We start from the raw sequence: 16,081 nt of genomic DNA on the forward strand, positions 1-16,081 counted from the left end.
CCGCACGCGGCCACCAGGTGAGTCCGATTTGGGCGCCCACGCGAGGAATCACCCGATCCGTGGCCGAACCTGGGAGAACTCCACAGGTTTCCCACGGAGCCCGGCAAGGAAAATCTCAGGTACGGGGTGTGTTCTGGTCGAGGCGGTAGCCAGGAGCGGGACGAGGCTGGAGCGGGAACATGAGCGAACAGGAGCCGGGGTCGACCGGTGGGCAGACCGGCGGCTGGTCGTACGGACACGGTGACCAGACCCAGCCGGGCGCGTACGGGCAGTACAGCCAGCCGGGCGCGGCGGGTCAGCAGGGGACGCCGGGTCAGCAGGGGACGCCGGGGCAGCAGGGCACGCCGGGACAGCAGGGGCACTACGGCCCCTATGCCGGCTACAACCAGGGCTGGGCGCCGCAGGGCGCGTGGGGCCAGCACCCGGGTACCCAGCAGTTCCCGCAGACGCCGTACCACCGGCCGCCGCGGCCGATGCGCAGCGCGGCGATCGCCGTCGGCGCGATCGGGCTTTCGGTGGTGCTCGGCCTGGGCATCGGGCACTTCGTGTGGACGCCCGGCTCGGATTCCGCCGGGGGCAACCAGAACTTCGGGTCCGTGGCGCCTCCCGGGGGCACGTCGAGCACGTCGATCGATCCCAACGGGATCGCGACGAAGGTCGACCCGGGGCTGGTCGACGTGAACACCGAGCTGGGTTACCAGAGCGCCGCCGCGGCGGGCACCGGCATCGTGCTGACCTCCGACGGCGAGATCCTCACCAACAACCACGTCGTCGAAGGCGCCACCAGCATCAAGGTGACCGACATCGGCGACGGCAAGACCTACACCGCCTCCGTGCTCGGCTACGACCGCAGCCACGACATCGCGGTGATCAAGCTCAACGGCGCCTCCGGCCTGAAAACCGCGACGCTCGGCAACTCGTCCGCGGTCGCGGTCGGCGACGCCGTGGTCGGGATCGGCAACGCGGGCGGCGCCGGCGGCACCCCGGCCGTGGCGGCCGGCAAGGTGACGGCGCTCAACCAGTCGATCACCGCGTCGGACGAGTCCGCCAGCTCGTCGGAGCAGCTCACCGGCCTGATCCAGGTCGACGCCGACATCCAGTCCGGCGACTCCGGCGGCCCGCTGGTCAACGCCGACGGCCAGGTGATCGGCGTCGACACCGCAGCGTCGCAGGGCTTCCAGTTCAACGGCGGCCAGGGCCAGGGCGGTCTCGGCCGCGGACGCGGCGGGCTCGGGCAGGGCCAGGGCGGCCTCGGGCAAGGCGGGCTCGGTCAGGGCCAAGGCGGTCTGGGTGGTCTCGGCGGCCTCGGCCAGGGCGACGGCGGTCTGGGCCAGGGCGACGGCGGCCTCGGCCAAGGCGACGGCGGCCTCGGCCAAGGCGACGGCCAGCAGGGCGCCTCGGGCGGCCACCAGGGCTTCGCGGTCCCGATCAACCAGGCCATCGACCTCGCCCACCAGATCATCGGCGGCAAGTCGTCCGACTCCGTCCACATCGGACAAAGCGCATTCCTCGGCGTCTCGGTGAGCGACGCCGGCCAGGCGCAGCAGTCCCCGGGCGGACTCGGCCAAGGCCAAGGCCAGTCCCCGGGCGGCCAGGGCCAGTCCCAGGGCAGCTCCACCGGCGCACAGATCCAGGACGTCGTCGCGGGCGGCCCCGCCGCCTCGGCCGGCCTCAGCGGCGGCGACGTCATCACCGCGGTCGACGGCAAGCCCGTCGACTCGGCGACCGCCCTCACGACCCTCATGGACACCCACCACCCGGGCGACAAGCTCACCGTCACCGTGGTGGACCAGACCGGCCAGCAGCACGACGTCACCGTGACCCCGGTCAACGGCCCCGTCGGCTGAGCGCAGACGCACCCAGGAGGGGTTCCGGTCCCAGCGGACCGGGACCCCTCCCGCCGTTGCGGCGGCAGTTTCGTTGTTACTGGCGGCGGGGCGGCACGGCGTGTCGGAGACGCTGGCCGGCCCCTTCGGCTGGGCGCGAGCGCACTGGCAGAGGTTCCGCTCCATCGTGGATCGGTGCCGTCCCGCCGCTGTGGCACCGGCCCCTTCCGGAGCGAGGAACAGGGGCGCCCTTGGAACGCAGATGATCCACCCCGTTGCGGTTGCCGGGTGTGGCACGGCATGTCGGTGCCGCCGGACGGGCTCGACCGGGACCCCTCCCGCCGTTGCGGCGCTACCTTCCTCCCGACGCGACCTGACGCGACGCGAGCGAGGGAGGACCAGCCCATGGACCGCAGATGGCTCACCCCGCTGGTGCTGCTGGCGGTCACCGGCTGCAGCACCACCACAACCGGCCACGCACACCCCACCGGTGGGGAACTGCCGGCCGCGGCCGACGGGCGCGACTACGCGGCCTGCGCCGACGGCAACTGCGAAGTACTCGTCACGGAGCTGGTCGATCTCCCCGCCGGCGGGCGCGGCGACGTCGACACGTTGTCGATCACCCGCGTCGGGCCGGGCGGGGTGGACTACGAGGTCAAGAGCGCGCACGGCAGCGGCGACGGGAACCTGACCACCGGCTGCGTTTCGACGTTCCACGAGGGTGGGGGCGGGTCCGCGTGCTACACGGGTGACGTGCCGCGGCCGGAGGCGCAGACGGGGGTGCTCGCGGTGCGGCTGACGGGGGGCGTCGGCGGTCGGGGCCGTCGTGCAGCTTGTCTCGGGGCCGCCCGGGCCGCCGCCGGAGTCACTGGTGCCTCACATTCCCGGTTTCGGAGGCTGAGCGGGGCCTATTCTCTGCTGCGGCACCGTCGCCGAAGCCAGGAGAGGAATCCGTGGACTCCATCAGCACCCTGTCGTACGAGCCGCTCACCCCGACCGCCTACCTCGACCGTGCGGCGGCCGCGCACGGTGACCGGATCGCCGTGGTCGACGGTGAGGAACGCTGGACCTACGCCGAGCTGCACGAGCGGTGCCGACGGCTCGCCGGGGCACTGGCGCCGCTCGCGGACGGGCGGCCGGTGGCGGTGCTGGCGCCCAACACCCACGTGCTGCTGGAGGCCAACTTCGGCGTGCCGTGGGCGGGCGTGCCGCTCGTCGCGGTGAACACGCGCCTCGCGGCGCGCGAGGTGGCCTACATCCTGGAGCACGCGAAAGCGGCGGTGCTGGTGCACGACCCGGTGTTCGACGAGCTGGTGGAAGACGCCGTCGCGTTGCTGTCCGAAGCCGCGCCGCGCCGGATCCGCGCGGGCGAGGAGTACGAGCGGCTGCTCGCGGCCGCCGAGCCGCTGGCGATCACTCCTGAAGACGAGCGGTCCGTGCTGTCGATCAACTACACCTCCGGCACCACCGGCCGGCCAAAAGGTGTGCTGTACAGCCATCGCGGCGCGTACCTGCAGGCGCTCGCGATGGTCGGGCACACCGGCCTCTCGCCCTCGGCCGTGCACCTGTGGACGCTGCCGATGTTCCACTGCAACGGCTGGTGCTTCCCGTGGGCGGTCACCGCGGCCGCGGCCACGCACGTGTGCCTGCCGAAGGTCGAGCCCGCCCGGGTGTGGCAGCTGATCCGCGAGCAGGGCGTGACGCACCTCAACGGTGCCCCGACGGTGCTGTCGATGCTCGCCTACGCCCCGGAAGCGGCGCCGGTCGAGACGACGGTGCGCGTCGCCACCGGGGGAGCGCCGCCGTCGCCGGCGATCCTGCGCCGCATGAGCGAGCTCGGTTTCGACGTGACGCACCTCTACGGCCTGACCGAGACCTACGGCCCGGCGATGATCTGCGACTGGCGTCCCGAGTGGAACGCGCTCGACGAGCAGGAACAGGCGCGGCTCAAGGCCCGCCAGGGCGTGGGCAACATGATCTCCTGCACCGCCCGTGTGATCGCCGACGACGGCACCGACGTGCCCGCCGACGGCGCCACCGTCGGCCAGATCGCCTTGCGCGGCAACAACGTCATGCTCGGCTACCTCGACGATCCCGAAGCGACGCACGCCGCCGTGCCCGACGGCTGGTTCCGCACCGGCGACCTCGGCGTGGTGCACCCGGACGGCTACGTCGAACTGCGCGACCGCAGCAAGGACGTGATCATCTCCGGCGGCGAGAACATCGCGTCGGTGGAGGTGGAGCAGGCGATCGCCGAGCACCCGGCCGTGCTGGAGGTGGCGGTGGTCGCCGTGCCGGACGACCGCTGGGGTGAGGTGCCCGCCGCGTACGTGACCTTGCGCGACGGCGAAAGCGCCACGGAGACGGAGATCGTCGAGTTCGTGCGCGAGCGGCTCGCGCGGTTCAAGGCGCCGAAGTCCGTGACGTTCGGGGACCTGCCGAAGACGTCGACCGGGAAGATCCAGAAGTACGTGCTGCGCGAGAAGGCCTGGGCCGGCGTGGAGCGGCGCATCCAGTGACTGCTCAGCCCAGCCGGTAGAAGCGCCACATGTCGTGGTCGATCGGCAGGGTCTCGACGCGGTCGAACCCGGCCTCTCGGGCGTAAGCCTCGACGGTCGAGCGGCGGATCGCGGTGCCGGTGGCCGCCGAACTCGGGCTGCTCATGCTGTCGGGCAGGCAGATCGCCACACTGAAGCCGTACATCAGCCGCTCGACGGCGTCGCCGGGCGCGGTGAACTCGTCGGCGACCTTCATGTCGGCCACGAGCACCGGCCCGCCGAGGCCGCGCATCGCCGCGAGCGCGCGGACGGGGTAGGGCAGGTCGTGGAGGCATTCGAAGGCCATCACGAGGTCGTACGGCTCGGCCTCGACCGTGCCGATGTCCTGGCGGTGCACGGTGATCCGGTCGGCGAGGCCGGCTTCGGCGACGTTGGTCCGGGCGAGCTCCACCGACAATTGGTCGAGGTCGTACGCGTCGACGTGGGTCTGGGGAAACGCGCGGGCCAGGGCGATCGCGGCCCAGCCGCCACCGCAGCCGATGTCGGCGACGCGCGACGGCCCGTCGGCCAGGCGCGCGAGCACGTCGGGCATCGCGGGCAGCCAGTGGGGCGCCAGCAGGTGCAGGAAACCCGGACGGTTGAGCGCCGCCTGGGATTCGCGCATGTCGGTGCCATAGCCGGCCCACGGGAAGCCGTGGCCGGTGCGGAACGCCTCCGCGACCTCGGGCACGTGCCCGGCGGCGCTCACGAGCTGGCGCGCGAGCGGGCTGAGGTAGGCGAGCGCGTCCTGGTCGGCGAGCACCGTCTCGGCGCCGGGCGCGAAGCGGTAGTGCCGTTCGGTTTCGGTGCCGGCGACCTCCAGGAACCCCGACACCGCCTGCTGTTCGAGCCATTCGCGGGCGCACCGCTCGTCGGTTCCGGTCGTCTGCGCGAGCTGGGCGGGCGTGCGGCCACCGCCGGCGAGGGAGCGGTAGTAGCCGAGGCGGTCGCCGAGCGCGATGGCGATGATGTCGGAAGTCGCGACGGCGGCGTCGAACACGCGCGCGGCCATGGCTTCGGCGGGGTCTTCGGGCATCACCCAGTATTCGCAGAGCGGCCCGAACCGGACAACGACGGGCTTTTCACCGGGGCCCGGGCTTGTGACCCGGGCCCCGGCGGCGATCAGCGGGCGATCGCGGAGAGCAGTTCGGCGTTCGTGGTGTCGCCGGAGAGCTCCCAGGCGAAGACACCACCGAGCCCCTGCGACTTCGCGTAGCCGGCCTTGGCCGAGGCCGTCGCCGGAGTGTCGTAGCTCCACCACTGCGAGCCGCACTTGGCGTAGGCGGTGCCGGCGATCAGGCCGTTGGCCGGGCACGTGGTCTTGAGGACCTTGTAGTTCTCCACGCCGTCCTCGCCCGTGGTGGTGCCCTTCACCGGACCGGTCGCGGTGCCGCCGGGCTGCTTCTGCGTGACGCCGTCCCAGCCGCGGCCGTAGAACCCGAGGCCCAGCAACAGTTTCGCTGACGGCACGCCGTCGCGGCGCAGCTTCTGGATGGCGGCGTCCGCGTAGAACCCCGCGGTGGGGATGCCGTAATACGAACGCAGCGGCGAATGGGGCGCGGTCGGACCGGTCGGGGTGGCGCCGGCGACGAAGTAGTCGTAGGTCATCACGTTGTACCCGTCGGGGTAGCGGCTCGCGCCCGCGTAGTCGGTGGCGTCGATCTTGCCGCCGGGCGTGCCGTCCGCGGTGATCGCCGCGGTCACGAGCTGCTTCCCGAACTTCGCGCGCAACGCCTTCACAACCTTGGTGAAGGCGTCGGGGCCGCTGGCGTCGCACTCGAGGCCGCACGCGTTGGGGTACTCCCAGTCGACGTCGATGCCGTCGAAGAGCCCGGCCCAGCGCGGGTCGTTCACGAGGGCGTAGCAGGAGTCCGCGAACTTCGCGGGGTCTTTCGCGGCCTCGGTGAAGCCGGGGGAGAAGGTCCAGCCGCCGAACGACCAGAGGATCTTCAGGTTGGGGTGCAGCTTCTTGAGCTGCAGCAGCTGGTTGAAGCTGCCGTGCAGCGCGCCGGGCTCGACGCTGTCGGCCTGACCGTCGACGCTCGTGGCGGCGTCGTAGGGCTGGTCGGCGTCGGCCCACTCGTCGCCGAACGCGCACTGGCCGGCGGAGACAGTGCCGAACGCGTAATTGATGTGGGTGAGCTTCGCGGCGGAGCCGGAGGTCTCGATGTCCTTGACGTGGTAGTTGCGGGCGTACACGTCCCAGTCGGCGAAGTAGGCCATGACCTTGTGGTCTTGCCGGTGATTCGCCGCGGCTGGGGTGGGTGCCGGTGTGGTCGCCGTGGCGGGCGCCGCGAGGGAGGCGAGCACCAGGGCCACCCCGGCCCCGGCCGTGACCAGACGTCTCAGCACGATCGTTTTCCCTTCGACGGGGGAAGAAGACCGCCGGACGCTAACAGGTCCAGACCATTCGGGACAGGGTTCGCCGGGTGAGCGGGCAGCAACGCAGCCCGTTTTGACCCTGCCGGGCACGGACCCGGGTGGGCTTCTCGTTCAGGCCCCGGGCGCCGCCATGGGTGGCGCGGGCGAGTCGCCGGCCCGGGTCAGGCGGGCGTGACCTCGCAGCGCCACGCGCCGCCGGCGCCACGGGTGCACGTGAGCTGCTGCTCGTCGGTCGCGTCACCGGGCTGGCGCCACGGCATCACGGTGTCGCCGGCGATGAGCGCGTCGAGCGTCTGCAGCTGCGGGTCGCGCGGCTCGGGGTGGTGCTCGTACCCGGCGCGCCCGAGCGCCAGCGCGATGGCCATGCCGAGCAGGTTGACGTCGTTCGCTTCGGTCGGCAGCTCGCCTCCCTCGGGGCGCAGCCGCACCCCGGCCTCGGGCGAGTGGACGATCGCTGCGGTGTAGCTGTCGGACATCAGCCGGCACTCTCCGTTCGTGAACTTCCGGACGGAGCTCAGCCTATTTCGCCCGCTCACCGGTGTCACCGTCGACCCGCCGGTACTCAGCCCAGCGCGCGCCGCAACCGGGGCGCGCGCAGCAGAACCCGGCACGCGTAGCGGACCTGGGCCCAACGGCTGCTGCGGGACTCCGCGAGGTCGTGCAGCTCCGACATGAACAGCTCGGCGTACTCGGCGCGGCTTCCGGCCGGCAGCAGGGCCGCCGCGCACGTGGCCGCCACTCGGGAGAACGCGATCACCTGCGCCGGGCTCGCCGCCGGTCCGGCCCACCCGTGCCAGCGGGGGCGCCGCGAGCCGAGCCCGTGGTCGGAGAGCACGGTGACGACGTCCGCGCGGGCGGCGTCGAGCTGGTCCACCACCTCGATCACGCAGCGGCGCGCGAGGTCGTGATCGGCGCGGTCGGTGCCCTCGCCGACCAGCGCCAGCGCGCGCCATGCGTAGGCGCGGGCGTTGCCGAGCGCGGGCCCCAGTTCGGCGGCGCTCGCGAGGCTGCCCGTCACGTCGAGCTCGCGGCACAGGTCGTCGAGCCGCCCGGCGACGAGCGGCAGGTCGATGGTGCGGTGCGAGCTACTCAGGTGGGGCAGCAGCGTCGCCGCGACGCGATTGTGGGTCCGGCCGAGCATCCGGTCCAGACCGAACAGCAGATCGAGCGGTGCGTTCACCGGGCGTCTCCCGTCAGGCCGGGGCGCAGCCGCGTCAACGCGCGAGCCGAGGTTTCCGCGCGCTGCAACGCTTCCCGTGCGGCCCCGAGACCGTCGGGGTCGAGGCGGTAGTAGCGGCGGCGCGGCCGGCCCGCCTCCGCCGGATCCGCTTCCTCCCACCGCGACCGCAGCCAGCCCGCCTTCTCGAGGCGCGCGAGGATCGGGTGGATGGTGCCGCTGGGCAGCCCTGCGGCGGCACAGATCTCGAGCCCGTAGAGCTCCTGGGTGGGCTCCCGCAGCAGCGCGTGCAGCACCAGCTGGGTCGGGAGGGTCATCCGCGGACCGGCCATGCAAGAACTCTACCTAGCCCCCGCGCTCGGCGGAAGCCCCGGCGTCCGGGTGGCCTTGCGAGAGTGGTCTGGACATTTCACGCATTGGTCCAGACAATAAGCACCTCCCCGCCGAAGCCGGAGGTACGCGATGAGGCGTTCCCGACTGTCCCTGTTCCTGGCTGCGTTCGCCGTGGCCCTGGGTGGGCTCGTGGCCGTGCCCGGTAGTGCCGGGGCGGCGAACCTGCTGGTCAACCCCGGGTTCGACGCCGGGTCGACGGCCGGGTGGGAGTGTGCGGGCGGGGCGGCCGCCGTGGCCTCGCCGGTGCGTTCGGGGGCGGGAGCGCTGGCCGTGACGGCGTCCGCGGCCGACACCGGGCAGTGCAGCCAGACGGTGTCCGTGCGGCCGAACACGACGTACGCCGTGGAGGCGTGGGTGCGGGGCAATCCGGTGTATCTGGGGGTCACCGGAGGGCCGTCGACCTGGGCGGGCTCGGCTGACTACACGCGCCTGGCGCTGTCGTTCACCACGGGTGCGAGCCAGACGTCCGCGCAGCTGTACTTGCACGGCTGGTACGGCGGCGGCACCTACTACGCCGACGACGTGAGTCTCGACGGCCCGGGCGGCGGGACGCCCGGCGCACCGACCGCGCCGACGGCGCCGAAGCTCGGCGCGGTCACCAGCACGTCGATCGGTCTGTCGTGGACCGCGCCGGCGGGCACCGTGACCGGCTACCGCGTGTACGAGGACGGCACGCTGCGCACCACGGTCACCGGTACCTCGGCGACGTTGACCGGCCTTTCGCCGTGCACCACGCACAGCTACACCGTCGCCGCGTACAACGCGGCGGGGGAGTCGTCGCGCAGCGCCACCGTCTCCGAATCCACCGGCGGCTGCACCAACGCCGGCCTGCCGAAGCACGCCCTCATCGGCTACCTGCACGCCAGCTTCGCCAACGGCTCCGGCTACGTCCGCATGGCCGACGTGCCCGACGCGTGGGACATCATCGACCTCGCGTTCGGCGAGCCGACCACGCCGACGTCCGGCGACATCCGCTTCAACCGCTGCCCGGCGGCCGAATGCGCCGGCGTGGAGAGCGACGCCGACTTCATCGCGGCGATCCGCGCGAAGCAGGCGCAGGGCAAGAAGGTGCTCATCTCCATCGGCGGCGAGAAGGGCCAGGTGCAGCTCACCACCACGGCCGCGCGAGACGCGTTCGTCAGCTCCGTTTCCGCGATCATCGACAAGTACGGCCTCGACGGGCTCGATGTCGACTTCGAGGGCCACTCGCTGTCGCTCAACGCGGGCGACACCGACTTCCGCAACCCGACCACCCCCGTCGTGGTCAACCTGATCTCCGCGCTCAAGACGCTGAAAGCCCGCTACGGCAGCGGGTTCGTGCTCACGATGGCGCCCGAGACGTTCTTCGTGCAGGTCGGCTACCAGTTCTACGGCGGCTCGTCGGCCGGCGACCAGCGCACCGGCGCATACCTGCCGGTGATCAACGCCCTGCGCGACTCGCTGACCGTGCTGCACGTCCAGGACTACAACTCCGGCCCGGTCATGGGCCTGGACAACCAGTACCACACCATGGGCGGCGCCGATTTCCACATCGCGATGACCGACATGCTCAAGGCCGGCTTCACCGTCGCCGGCGGCGCGTTCTTCCTGGGGCTGCGAGACGACCAGATCGCCCTGGGCGTGCCGGCGACCGGCAACGCGGGCAACGGCTACACCGCCCCCGCCGACGTGCAGACCGCCCTGACCTGCCTCACGAAGGGCACCGGCTGCGGCGGCTACACCCTGCGCGGCGGGACCGTGCCGGGGCTGCGGGGGCTCATGACGTGGTCGATCAACTGGGACCACTTCTCGGGCTGGGCGTTCCAGAACGCGCACGCGCCGTTCCTGGACACGCTCCCCTGAGACGCTCCGTCTGAGACCCACGAGACATGGCGGGCCGCCGGCGATCTTCGGCAGACTGGGAACCACCGGCGAAGATCGTGAGGACGAGCGATGGACCTGAAACTGCGCGGCAGGCGTGCCCTGGTGACCGGCGCGTCGAAGGGCATCGGCGCGGCCGTGGCCGAGGCGCTCGCCGCCGAGGGCAGCCACCTGCACCTGGCCGCGCGCAGCGGTGAGGCGCTCGAAGCCCTCGCCCGGAAGCTGCGGGAGGCGCACGGGGTCGAGGTGACCGTGCACGTCGTCGACCTGCGGGAAACCGCCGATCTCGAACGGCTCGCCGAGGCCACGGCCGACGCCGACATCCTGGTGAACAACGCCGGCGACATCCCCGCCGGCACGCTCGACCAGGTCGGCCCCGATCGGTGGCGGCACGCGTGGGACCTGAAGGTCTTCGGCTACGTCGACCTGACCCGGCTCGTCTACGCGCGCCTTCGTGAGCAGGGCCGCGGCGTGATCGTCAACGTGATCGGTGCCGGCGGCGAGCGGCCGAAGCCGGAGTACATCGCCGGCGGCGCGGGCAACGCGGCGCTGATGGCCTTCACCCGGGCGCTCGGCGCCGAGGGCCCGGGCGACGGCGTGCGCGTGGTCGGCGTGAACCCGGGTCCGGTCGCGACCGAGCGGATCACCACCATGCGCGCGGCCAACGACGACGTCGACGCGAGCTTCGCCGCACTGCCCTCACGCCGCGTCGCCGAGCCGGACGAGGTCGCCGACCTGGTGGCCTTCCTGGCCTCGGCGCGCGCCGACTACATCAGCGGCACCATCGTGACCATCGACGGCGGGCTGTCCGCCGCGTCCTGACTCACCCATCGGCGAACACGTGCCGCCACCGCTCGGCCGAGTCGGCGAGGTCGCGCCCGACGTGGTCGAAGTAGTCGCCCATCGCGGCCAGCCGCGCGGCGGCGGGGGAGCCGGCCAGCAGGCCGGCGCCCTCGCGCGCCGAGGTGGCCCACGCGGTGCAGATGTCGGCTTCGCGCCGGCACGAGCGATACCAGGCGGCGTCGTCGACCCGGTAGCGCTCGCGGCTGCCGGGCTCGCTGACGCGGCGGACGAGTTCGAGCTGCTCCAGGTACGCGATCGCCTTCGACACCGACGCCGGGCTCACCCGCACTCGTGCCACGAGGTCCGCGGCGGAGAGCGCGCGCCGGTCGCTGGTGAGGAGCGTGGCGAGCACGCGGGCCGGCATGCGCGGGAGTCCGGTGTGGACCATCATCTCCGTGAACCGCTCCTCGAAGCCGCTCACCGCCGGCGCGCCCGCGGGCACGCGCCGGCTCCGCTCGTGCGTGGCCTCCTGGGCGTGGTCGGCCCGGTAGCCGCGCGGGCCGCCGTTGCGCTGCACCTCCCGGCTCACGGTCGACGTCGGCCGTCCGAGCAGCCGTGCGATCTCGGCGTAGGCGAGCCCGGCGTCGAGCCCCTGGGCGACGGCTTGACGGTCCTCGTGGGTGAGACGGGTTCCCGGCATGCGCCCGAGCGTACGCTGTCATTGCAACGCAGGTGTGTCGTTGCACTCGTAGCAGCCATTGCAACACAAGGAAAACCCGAGTTGACGGACCCCGGTGGACGGTCGTAGTTTCCCGATCGGGAAAAGGGGGTCACCATGGACACGACGGCGTTCACCGCGGTGGAGAACAGCCTGTACCTCACACTCGACGGCCGCGCGCTCGACGCTTGCGCACCCCGTCCGGTGCTCGGCGACCCGACGGCCTCGGGCATCGTGGCGGCACTCGGGCACGACCCCGCCGCGGGGCCGCTGGTGAAGAGCCAGGTGTTCGACATCGCCGTGCGCTCGCGGTTGCTCGACGACGTGGTGCGCTCCTTCGTCGGCCGCCACCCCGACGCCGTGGTGCTGGAGCTCGGCTGTGGGCTCGACGGCCGGATCGAACGCGTGCAGCCACCCTCCACAGTGGACTGGTATGACCTCGACCTGCCCGCGGTCGTCTCGGTGCGCGAACGGCTCCTGCCGGCGCACCCCCACGTCCACCCGGTGGCCGCCGACCTCACCGACCCGGCGTGGCTCGAGCGGATCCCGGCCGGCCGGCCCGCCGTCGCGGTCGCCGACGGGCTCGTCGCCTTCCTGCCACAGGACGCGTTCGTCGCCCTGCTCGCCGGGATCGCCGGCCGCTTCCCGACTGGTGAGATCGCGTTCAACAGCTACACGCGCTTCCACGTCTGGGCCATCAAGCACTACCGCGGTACCGGTTCCATCGCCGGTGTCGTGGCCAATCCCGGCTTCGACGACCCGGGCGACCCGCAGCGCTGGGTGCCGAAGCTGGTGCTGGCCGACGAGCAGTTCGCGTCTCGCGCGCCCGAAGTCGCGTTGCAGCCGCTCGCGCTGCGCTGGTTCACCCGGCTGGCGGCCCGCAGCACGGCGGTGTCGCGGCGGGGGACGTGTGTCTTGCGCTACCGGTTCTGACTCGGCCCGTGCGGATCGGGCTGCTCAGGCGAGCATCGGCTCGATCAGGAACGGCCGATATCCCGCAATCCCGGGTAGGTCGAAATGCTCGAACACCTGCCGCCGCAGGTGCCACCGGATGACGCGGCGGGTCGACGCGTGGTGCGGCTGGGAGAAGACCAGCGTTTCGGGGGTTTCCCAGATCGGGGCGGTCGGGGGGATTTCGCCGACCTCGCAGCCCTTGGGCAGCGGGTGTTCGGTGGTCGTCCCGGTGGCCAGGTCGAGCAGCACCAAGGTGGAAGGGTTGTGCCGGAACCAATACATGTTCGCACCACCCGGGACGAAGCGGCCGCGCTGCAGATCCGGTATTCGCCGCCGCTCGCCCGATGCGGTGAGCACTGCCATCCCCTCGGCGTCTTCGCGCGCGGTGGCGCCGGACAGCGGGTCGAGTCGATGCACGGGAGCGTCGAGCTGCACGGGTTCTCGGCCCGGTACCCAGCGAGAAGTGGTGAACACACCGGCGCCCGAATCGGTGGAGAAGTAGACCGCGCCGTCGTGGATGCCCAGGATGTGGCGCGTGAGGTTGTCGGACCTCGGCAGGCTCCACGCTTCCTCCGTCGCGACGTCGAAGAAATGCACCTGGTCCCACGGTTGCCGGCCGGTGTGTCCCTGCACGCCGGCCAGGTGCCGTCCGTCCACGCTGCGAGCGGGATGGAAGCCCAGGTCCACCGGAAGCCGGCTCCTGGCCCCGGCCCAGGTCATCAGGTGTCCTTGCCCGGCGGAGGCGGCCACGTAGATGCCGGCCGGGGTCTCGAACGCGCGGTAGCGGTAGTCGCTGTCGGCGCGGCCGAGGGCCACGGGCTCCCCGGCGCGCCACACGACCACCGTGCCGTCTCCGGCGACGAACCCCGCACGCGGCGCAGGGCCGGCCACAGGCACCGGATCTTCCCGGTGATCGCTGCGGGAGGCGACCAGCCGCACCGGCCTGCTCCGCGGCGCCGGGCGAGGAAGCGCCGTGACAGCACTGTTTGCCCGGTGGATCAGCTTGTCCGCGACCGCGTACTCGAGGAGCGGTTCGATCGTTTCTCCGGGGACCGCGAGCAAAGTGGCCAGGTCCTCGATGCGCGCGGGATTCGACCAGGCGGCGACGCTGATGACATCGGCCGCGAGCCAGACGTAGGAGGCGCGGACCGCGCCGGCATCCAGCCGGGCCGCCAGCTCACCCGGCAGGTCGAGCAATTCCGTGGCCCGCCGGGGTGTTCCCGCCGTGAACCCTCCGGCACCGTCGTCCACGATCAGTCCCGCGGCGACCAGGACCGGAATCGCGTCCCGGCGCGTGCGCGGCGGATCGACACCCAGCTGGGCGCGCACCTCAGCCGACGGCGGCTCGCCGGGCAGCGGTTCGTCGAGCCAGCCGTCCGGATGCGGCATGCCGGCGAGAGTGAAGAACCACGACACTTCGATGACGGCGTAACCGAGCACCTGCCGCCAGCCCGGGTCCGCCTCGTGCACCGCTGCACGCGTGCGCTTGAGCCACCGCGGCGCCTCCGAGGTGCCCGGCACCGGCCAGAACTGGATCAGCCAGACGTCACCCTGTTCGCCTTCGTCCGCGGCCTTGCGGCACACCCGGGCGCGAAAGAGTCCCGTCGCGCCCAGATTCAGTTCGTCGCCGAACGTCCCACCCGTCAGCATTCCCAGGGTCACGGACCCCGAGCGGCTGTGAAACGGCGTCTCGACGACGTCTTCCCAGTCCCCGAGCCGCACGTCAGGCGGTCCGTCGTGCGCCTCCGCGCGAACTGCCTGGTAAGGATCGCCGGTCGTGCCGTGCAGCCAGCCGTCGCCTGCCGTCGCGACCGTGCCGGCCAACGCGTTCGTCGCGAGCTCGCCGAGCAGTTCGTTGCCCAGCGGGGGGCAGGCCGTCCGCGCGGTACACGTCGCGGAGCACGACGGTGCCGTAGTCGGGCAGGTACTCGTGATCCTCGCAGAACCCCAGAAGCGCCACGCCGGGCACGATAGCGCCCCGGACGTGATGCGACCGAAGTAATTGCTCAGGCGTCCGGATACCGCGTGTCCAGCGCGACGGCCTCCCACTCCGCGAGGTCCGCCAGCTGCTGCTCCAGCTTCGCCCGGATCCGCGTCACCGCTTCCGGCCCCAGCGGCAGCCGCAGCGGCGCGTCGGGTGTGTCGACGAGCGTGAGGATGGCCGCGGCCGCGCGGGCCGGGTCGTTGGGCTGGTGCCCGTCCTGCCCGGAGAACTGCGAGCGCAGCCGGCCGGCGGGGGTGTCGGCGTAGTCGGCGATCGGGTCGGCGAAGGTCATGGAGCGGCCGGCGAACTCGGTGCGGAAGGGGCCCGGCTCGACGATGCTCACGCGGATCCCGAGCGGCCCCACCTCGCCGGCGAGCGCCTCGGACAGGCCTTCCAGCGCGAACTTCGACGTCGCGTAGATCGCGTGGCCCGGGTTGCCGACGACGCCGCCCACCGACGAGAGCTGCACGATGTGCCCGCTGCGCCGCGCGCGCAGGTGCGGCAACACGGCGCGGGTCACGGCGAGCACGCCGAACACGTTGGTCTCCATGACCTTGCGCGTCTGCTCGTCGGTGAGCTCCTCGAGCGCGCCGATGAGGCCGTGGCCCGCGTTGTTCACGAGGACGTCGATCTGCCCGTACTCGGCGAGCGCGGCGTCGACGGCCTCCCGGATCGACGCCGGGTCGGTCACGTCGAGGCGCGCGACGAGCGCCCGGTCGGCGAAGTCCTTCACCGACTCGACGTCGCGCGCGGTGGCCACGACTCGCTCGCCCCGCGCGAGCACCGCCTCGGCGAGCACCCGCCCGAAACCGGCGCTCGTGCCCGTGATGAACCAGACCCGGCTCATGTCCGTCTCCTCGATTCGCGGTATCTTGATACTCAAACCAAACTACCTTGAGACTCAAGGGAGTGTCCAGTGGACCAGGACTCGGTCGGCGCCGGCCTCGCGGCGTGGCTGCGCGTGATGCCCGCCGGGGTCGACGCGGACGTCGAGGCCGCGCGCCAGCGGATCGGACGGCTGTCGCGGCAGTTCGAGCAGGTGCTGGCACGCGCGGCCGCCGCCCATGACCTCACTCCCGGCGACTGGCAGGCCCTCTCGGCGTTGCACCGCTCCGGCGAGCCGCCCGTGCTCACGCCCAAGGAACTCGGTGACCTGCTGGGAGTCACGTCGGGCACCGTCAGCGTCCGCATCGACCGGCTCGCCCGCGCGGGGCTGGTCGAACGCGTCGCGGCCGCTGACGGCCGCAGCCGCCCCATCCGCCTCACCCGCAAGGGCCGTGCCCGCTGGGCCGCCGCCACGAAGCAGCGCACCGACGACGAACTCGGCCTCTTCACCGGCACTCTCGAACCCGACCGCCTGACCGCCCTCAACGCGCTGCTGGCCGATCTCCTGGCGCGCTTCGAATCGGAGTTCGGTCCGGCGTCCACAGTGGACCGGATCGGCGGCGACGGCTGACGGTCGTCACC

General features: G+C 72.3%; 14 protein-coding genes. 6 read left to right on the top strand and 8 right to left on the bottom strand.

Going from position 1 to position 16,081, the window contains the following annotated elements; all coding sequences use genetic code 11:
- The first annotated feature begins 179 nt into the window (after nt 1–179).
- Nucleotides 180–1,847 carry a S1C family serine protease gene (locus QRX50_RS28100; RefSeq protein ID WP_285966153.1) on the top strand — a complete coding sequence of 556 codons (1,668 nt, stop codon included), beginning with the start codon at nt 180–182 and terminating at the stop codon, nt 1,845–1,847.
- Nucleotides 1,848–2,788: 941 nt separating this feature from the next.
- Nucleotides 2,789–4,345 (top strand): AMP-binding protein, encoded by a 1,557-nt coding sequence (locus tag QRX50_RS28105; RefSeq protein WP_285974584.1) that lies wholly within the window; start codon nt 2,789–2,791, stop codon nt 4,343–4,345.
- Between the two features lie 4 nt (nt 4,346–4,349).
- Here the strand turns inward: QRX50_RS28105 and QRX50_RS28110 are convergent, their stop codons facing one another.
- The 5 genes from QRX50_RS28110 to QRX50_RS28130 all read right to left on the bottom strand — a co-directional run bounded on the left by QRX50_RS28110 (nt 4,350) and on the right by QRX50_RS28130 (nt 8,254).
- Nucleotides 4,350–5,399, bottom strand: coding sequence for a methyltransferase domain-containing protein (locus QRX50_RS28110; protein ID WP_285966154.1), 1,050 nt, complete (start codon nt 5,397–5,399; stop codon nt 4,350–4,352).
- Nucleotides 5,400–5,485: 86 nt separating this feature from the next.
- Nucleotides 5,486–6,682, bottom strand: coding sequence for a glycoside hydrolase family 18 protein (locus QRX50_RS28115; RefSeq protein WP_434533366.1), 1,197 nt, complete (start codon nt 6,680–6,682; stop codon nt 5,486–5,488).
- A gap of 224 nt (nt 6,683–6,906) precedes the next feature.
- Nucleotides 6,907–7,221 (bottom strand): hypothetical protein, encoded by a 315-nt coding sequence (locus QRX50_RS28120; protein WP_285966156.1) that lies wholly within the window; start codon nt 7,219–7,221, stop codon nt 6,907–6,909.
- A gap of 86 nt (nt 7,222–7,307) precedes the next feature.
- Nucleotides 7,308–7,925, bottom strand: a complete 618-nt coding sequence (locus tag QRX50_RS28125) for a hypothetical protein (protein ID WP_285966157.1) — start codon at nt 7,923–7,925, stop codon at nt 7,308–7,310.
- Nucleotides 7,922–8,254 carry a PadR family transcriptional regulator gene (locus QRX50_RS28130; protein WP_285966158.1) on the bottom strand — a complete coding sequence of 111 codons (333 nt, stop codon included), beginning with the start codon at nt 8,252–8,254 and terminating at the stop codon, nt 7,922–7,924. The genes QRX50_RS28125 and QRX50_RS28130 overlap by 4 nt, the downstream gene beginning before the upstream one ends.
- Before the next feature lie 130 nt (nt 8,255–8,384).
- Here QRX50_RS28130 and QRX50_RS28135 point away from each other — a divergent pair, with 130 nt between their 5' ends.
- Both QRX50_RS28135 and QRX50_RS28140 read left to right on the top strand, forming a co-directional pair.
- Nucleotides 8,385–10,157 (top strand): chitinase, encoded by a 1,773-nt coding sequence (locus QRX50_RS28135; protein ID WP_285966159.1) that lies wholly within the window; start codon nt 8,385–8,387, stop codon nt 10,155–10,157.
- Between the two features lie 90 nt (nt 10,158–10,247).
- Nucleotides 10,248–10,997: a short-chain dehydrogenase/reductase gene (locus tag QRX50_RS28140; RefSeq protein ID WP_285966160.1), complete on the top strand. Its 750-nt coding sequence runs from the start codon at nt 10,248–10,250 to the stop codon at nt 10,995–10,997.
- Between the two features lies 1 nt (nt 10,998).
- Here the strand turns inward: QRX50_RS28140 and QRX50_RS28145 are convergent, their stop codons facing one another.
- Nucleotides 10,999–11,658 carry a GbsR/MarR family transcriptional regulator gene (locus QRX50_RS28145; RefSeq protein WP_285966161.1) on the bottom strand — a complete coding sequence of 220 codons (660 nt, stop codon included), beginning with the start codon at nt 11,656–11,658 and terminating at the stop codon, nt 10,999–11,001.
- Nucleotides 11,659–11,793: 135 nt separating this feature from the next.
- Between QRX50_RS28145 and QRX50_RS28150 the strand changes: the two genes are divergently transcribed.
- Nucleotides 11,794–12,609, top strand: coding sequence for a class I SAM-dependent methyltransferase (locus QRX50_RS28150; RefSeq protein WP_285966162.1), 816 nt, complete (start codon nt 11,794–11,796; stop codon nt 12,607–12,609).
- Nucleotides 12,610–12,633: 24 nt separating this feature from the next.
- On the opposite strand, the gene QRX50_RS28155 is transcribed toward QRX50_RS28150, so the two are convergent.
- Nucleotides 12,634–14,454 carry a hypothetical protein gene (locus tag QRX50_RS28155; RefSeq protein WP_285966163.1) on the bottom strand — a complete coding sequence of 607 codons (1,821 nt, stop codon included), beginning with the start codon at nt 14,452–14,454 and terminating at the stop codon, nt 12,634–12,636.
- Nucleotides 14,455–14,636: 182 nt separating this feature from the next.
- Nucleotides 14,637–15,461 carry an oxidoreductase gene (locus tag QRX50_RS28160; protein ID WP_285966164.1) on the bottom strand — a complete coding sequence of 275 codons (825 nt, stop codon included), beginning with the start codon at nt 15,459–15,461 and terminating at the stop codon, nt 14,637–14,639.
- Between the two features lie 69 nt (nt 15,462–15,530).
- Between QRX50_RS28160 and QRX50_RS28165 the strand changes: the two genes are divergently transcribed.
- Nucleotides 15,531–16,070 (top strand): MarR family winged helix-turn-helix transcriptional regulator, encoded by a 540-nt coding sequence (locus QRX50_RS28165; RefSeq protein ID WP_285966165.1) that lies wholly within the window; start codon nt 15,531–15,533, stop codon nt 16,068–16,070.
- Nucleotides 16,071–16,081 lie beyond the last annotated feature (11 nt).

It is taken from the genome of Amycolatopsis sp. 2-15 (assembly GCF_030285625.1).
GTDB classification, from domain to species: Bacteria; Actinomycetota; Actinomycetes; order Mycobacteriales; family Pseudonocardiaceae; genus Amycolatopsis; species Amycolatopsis carbonis.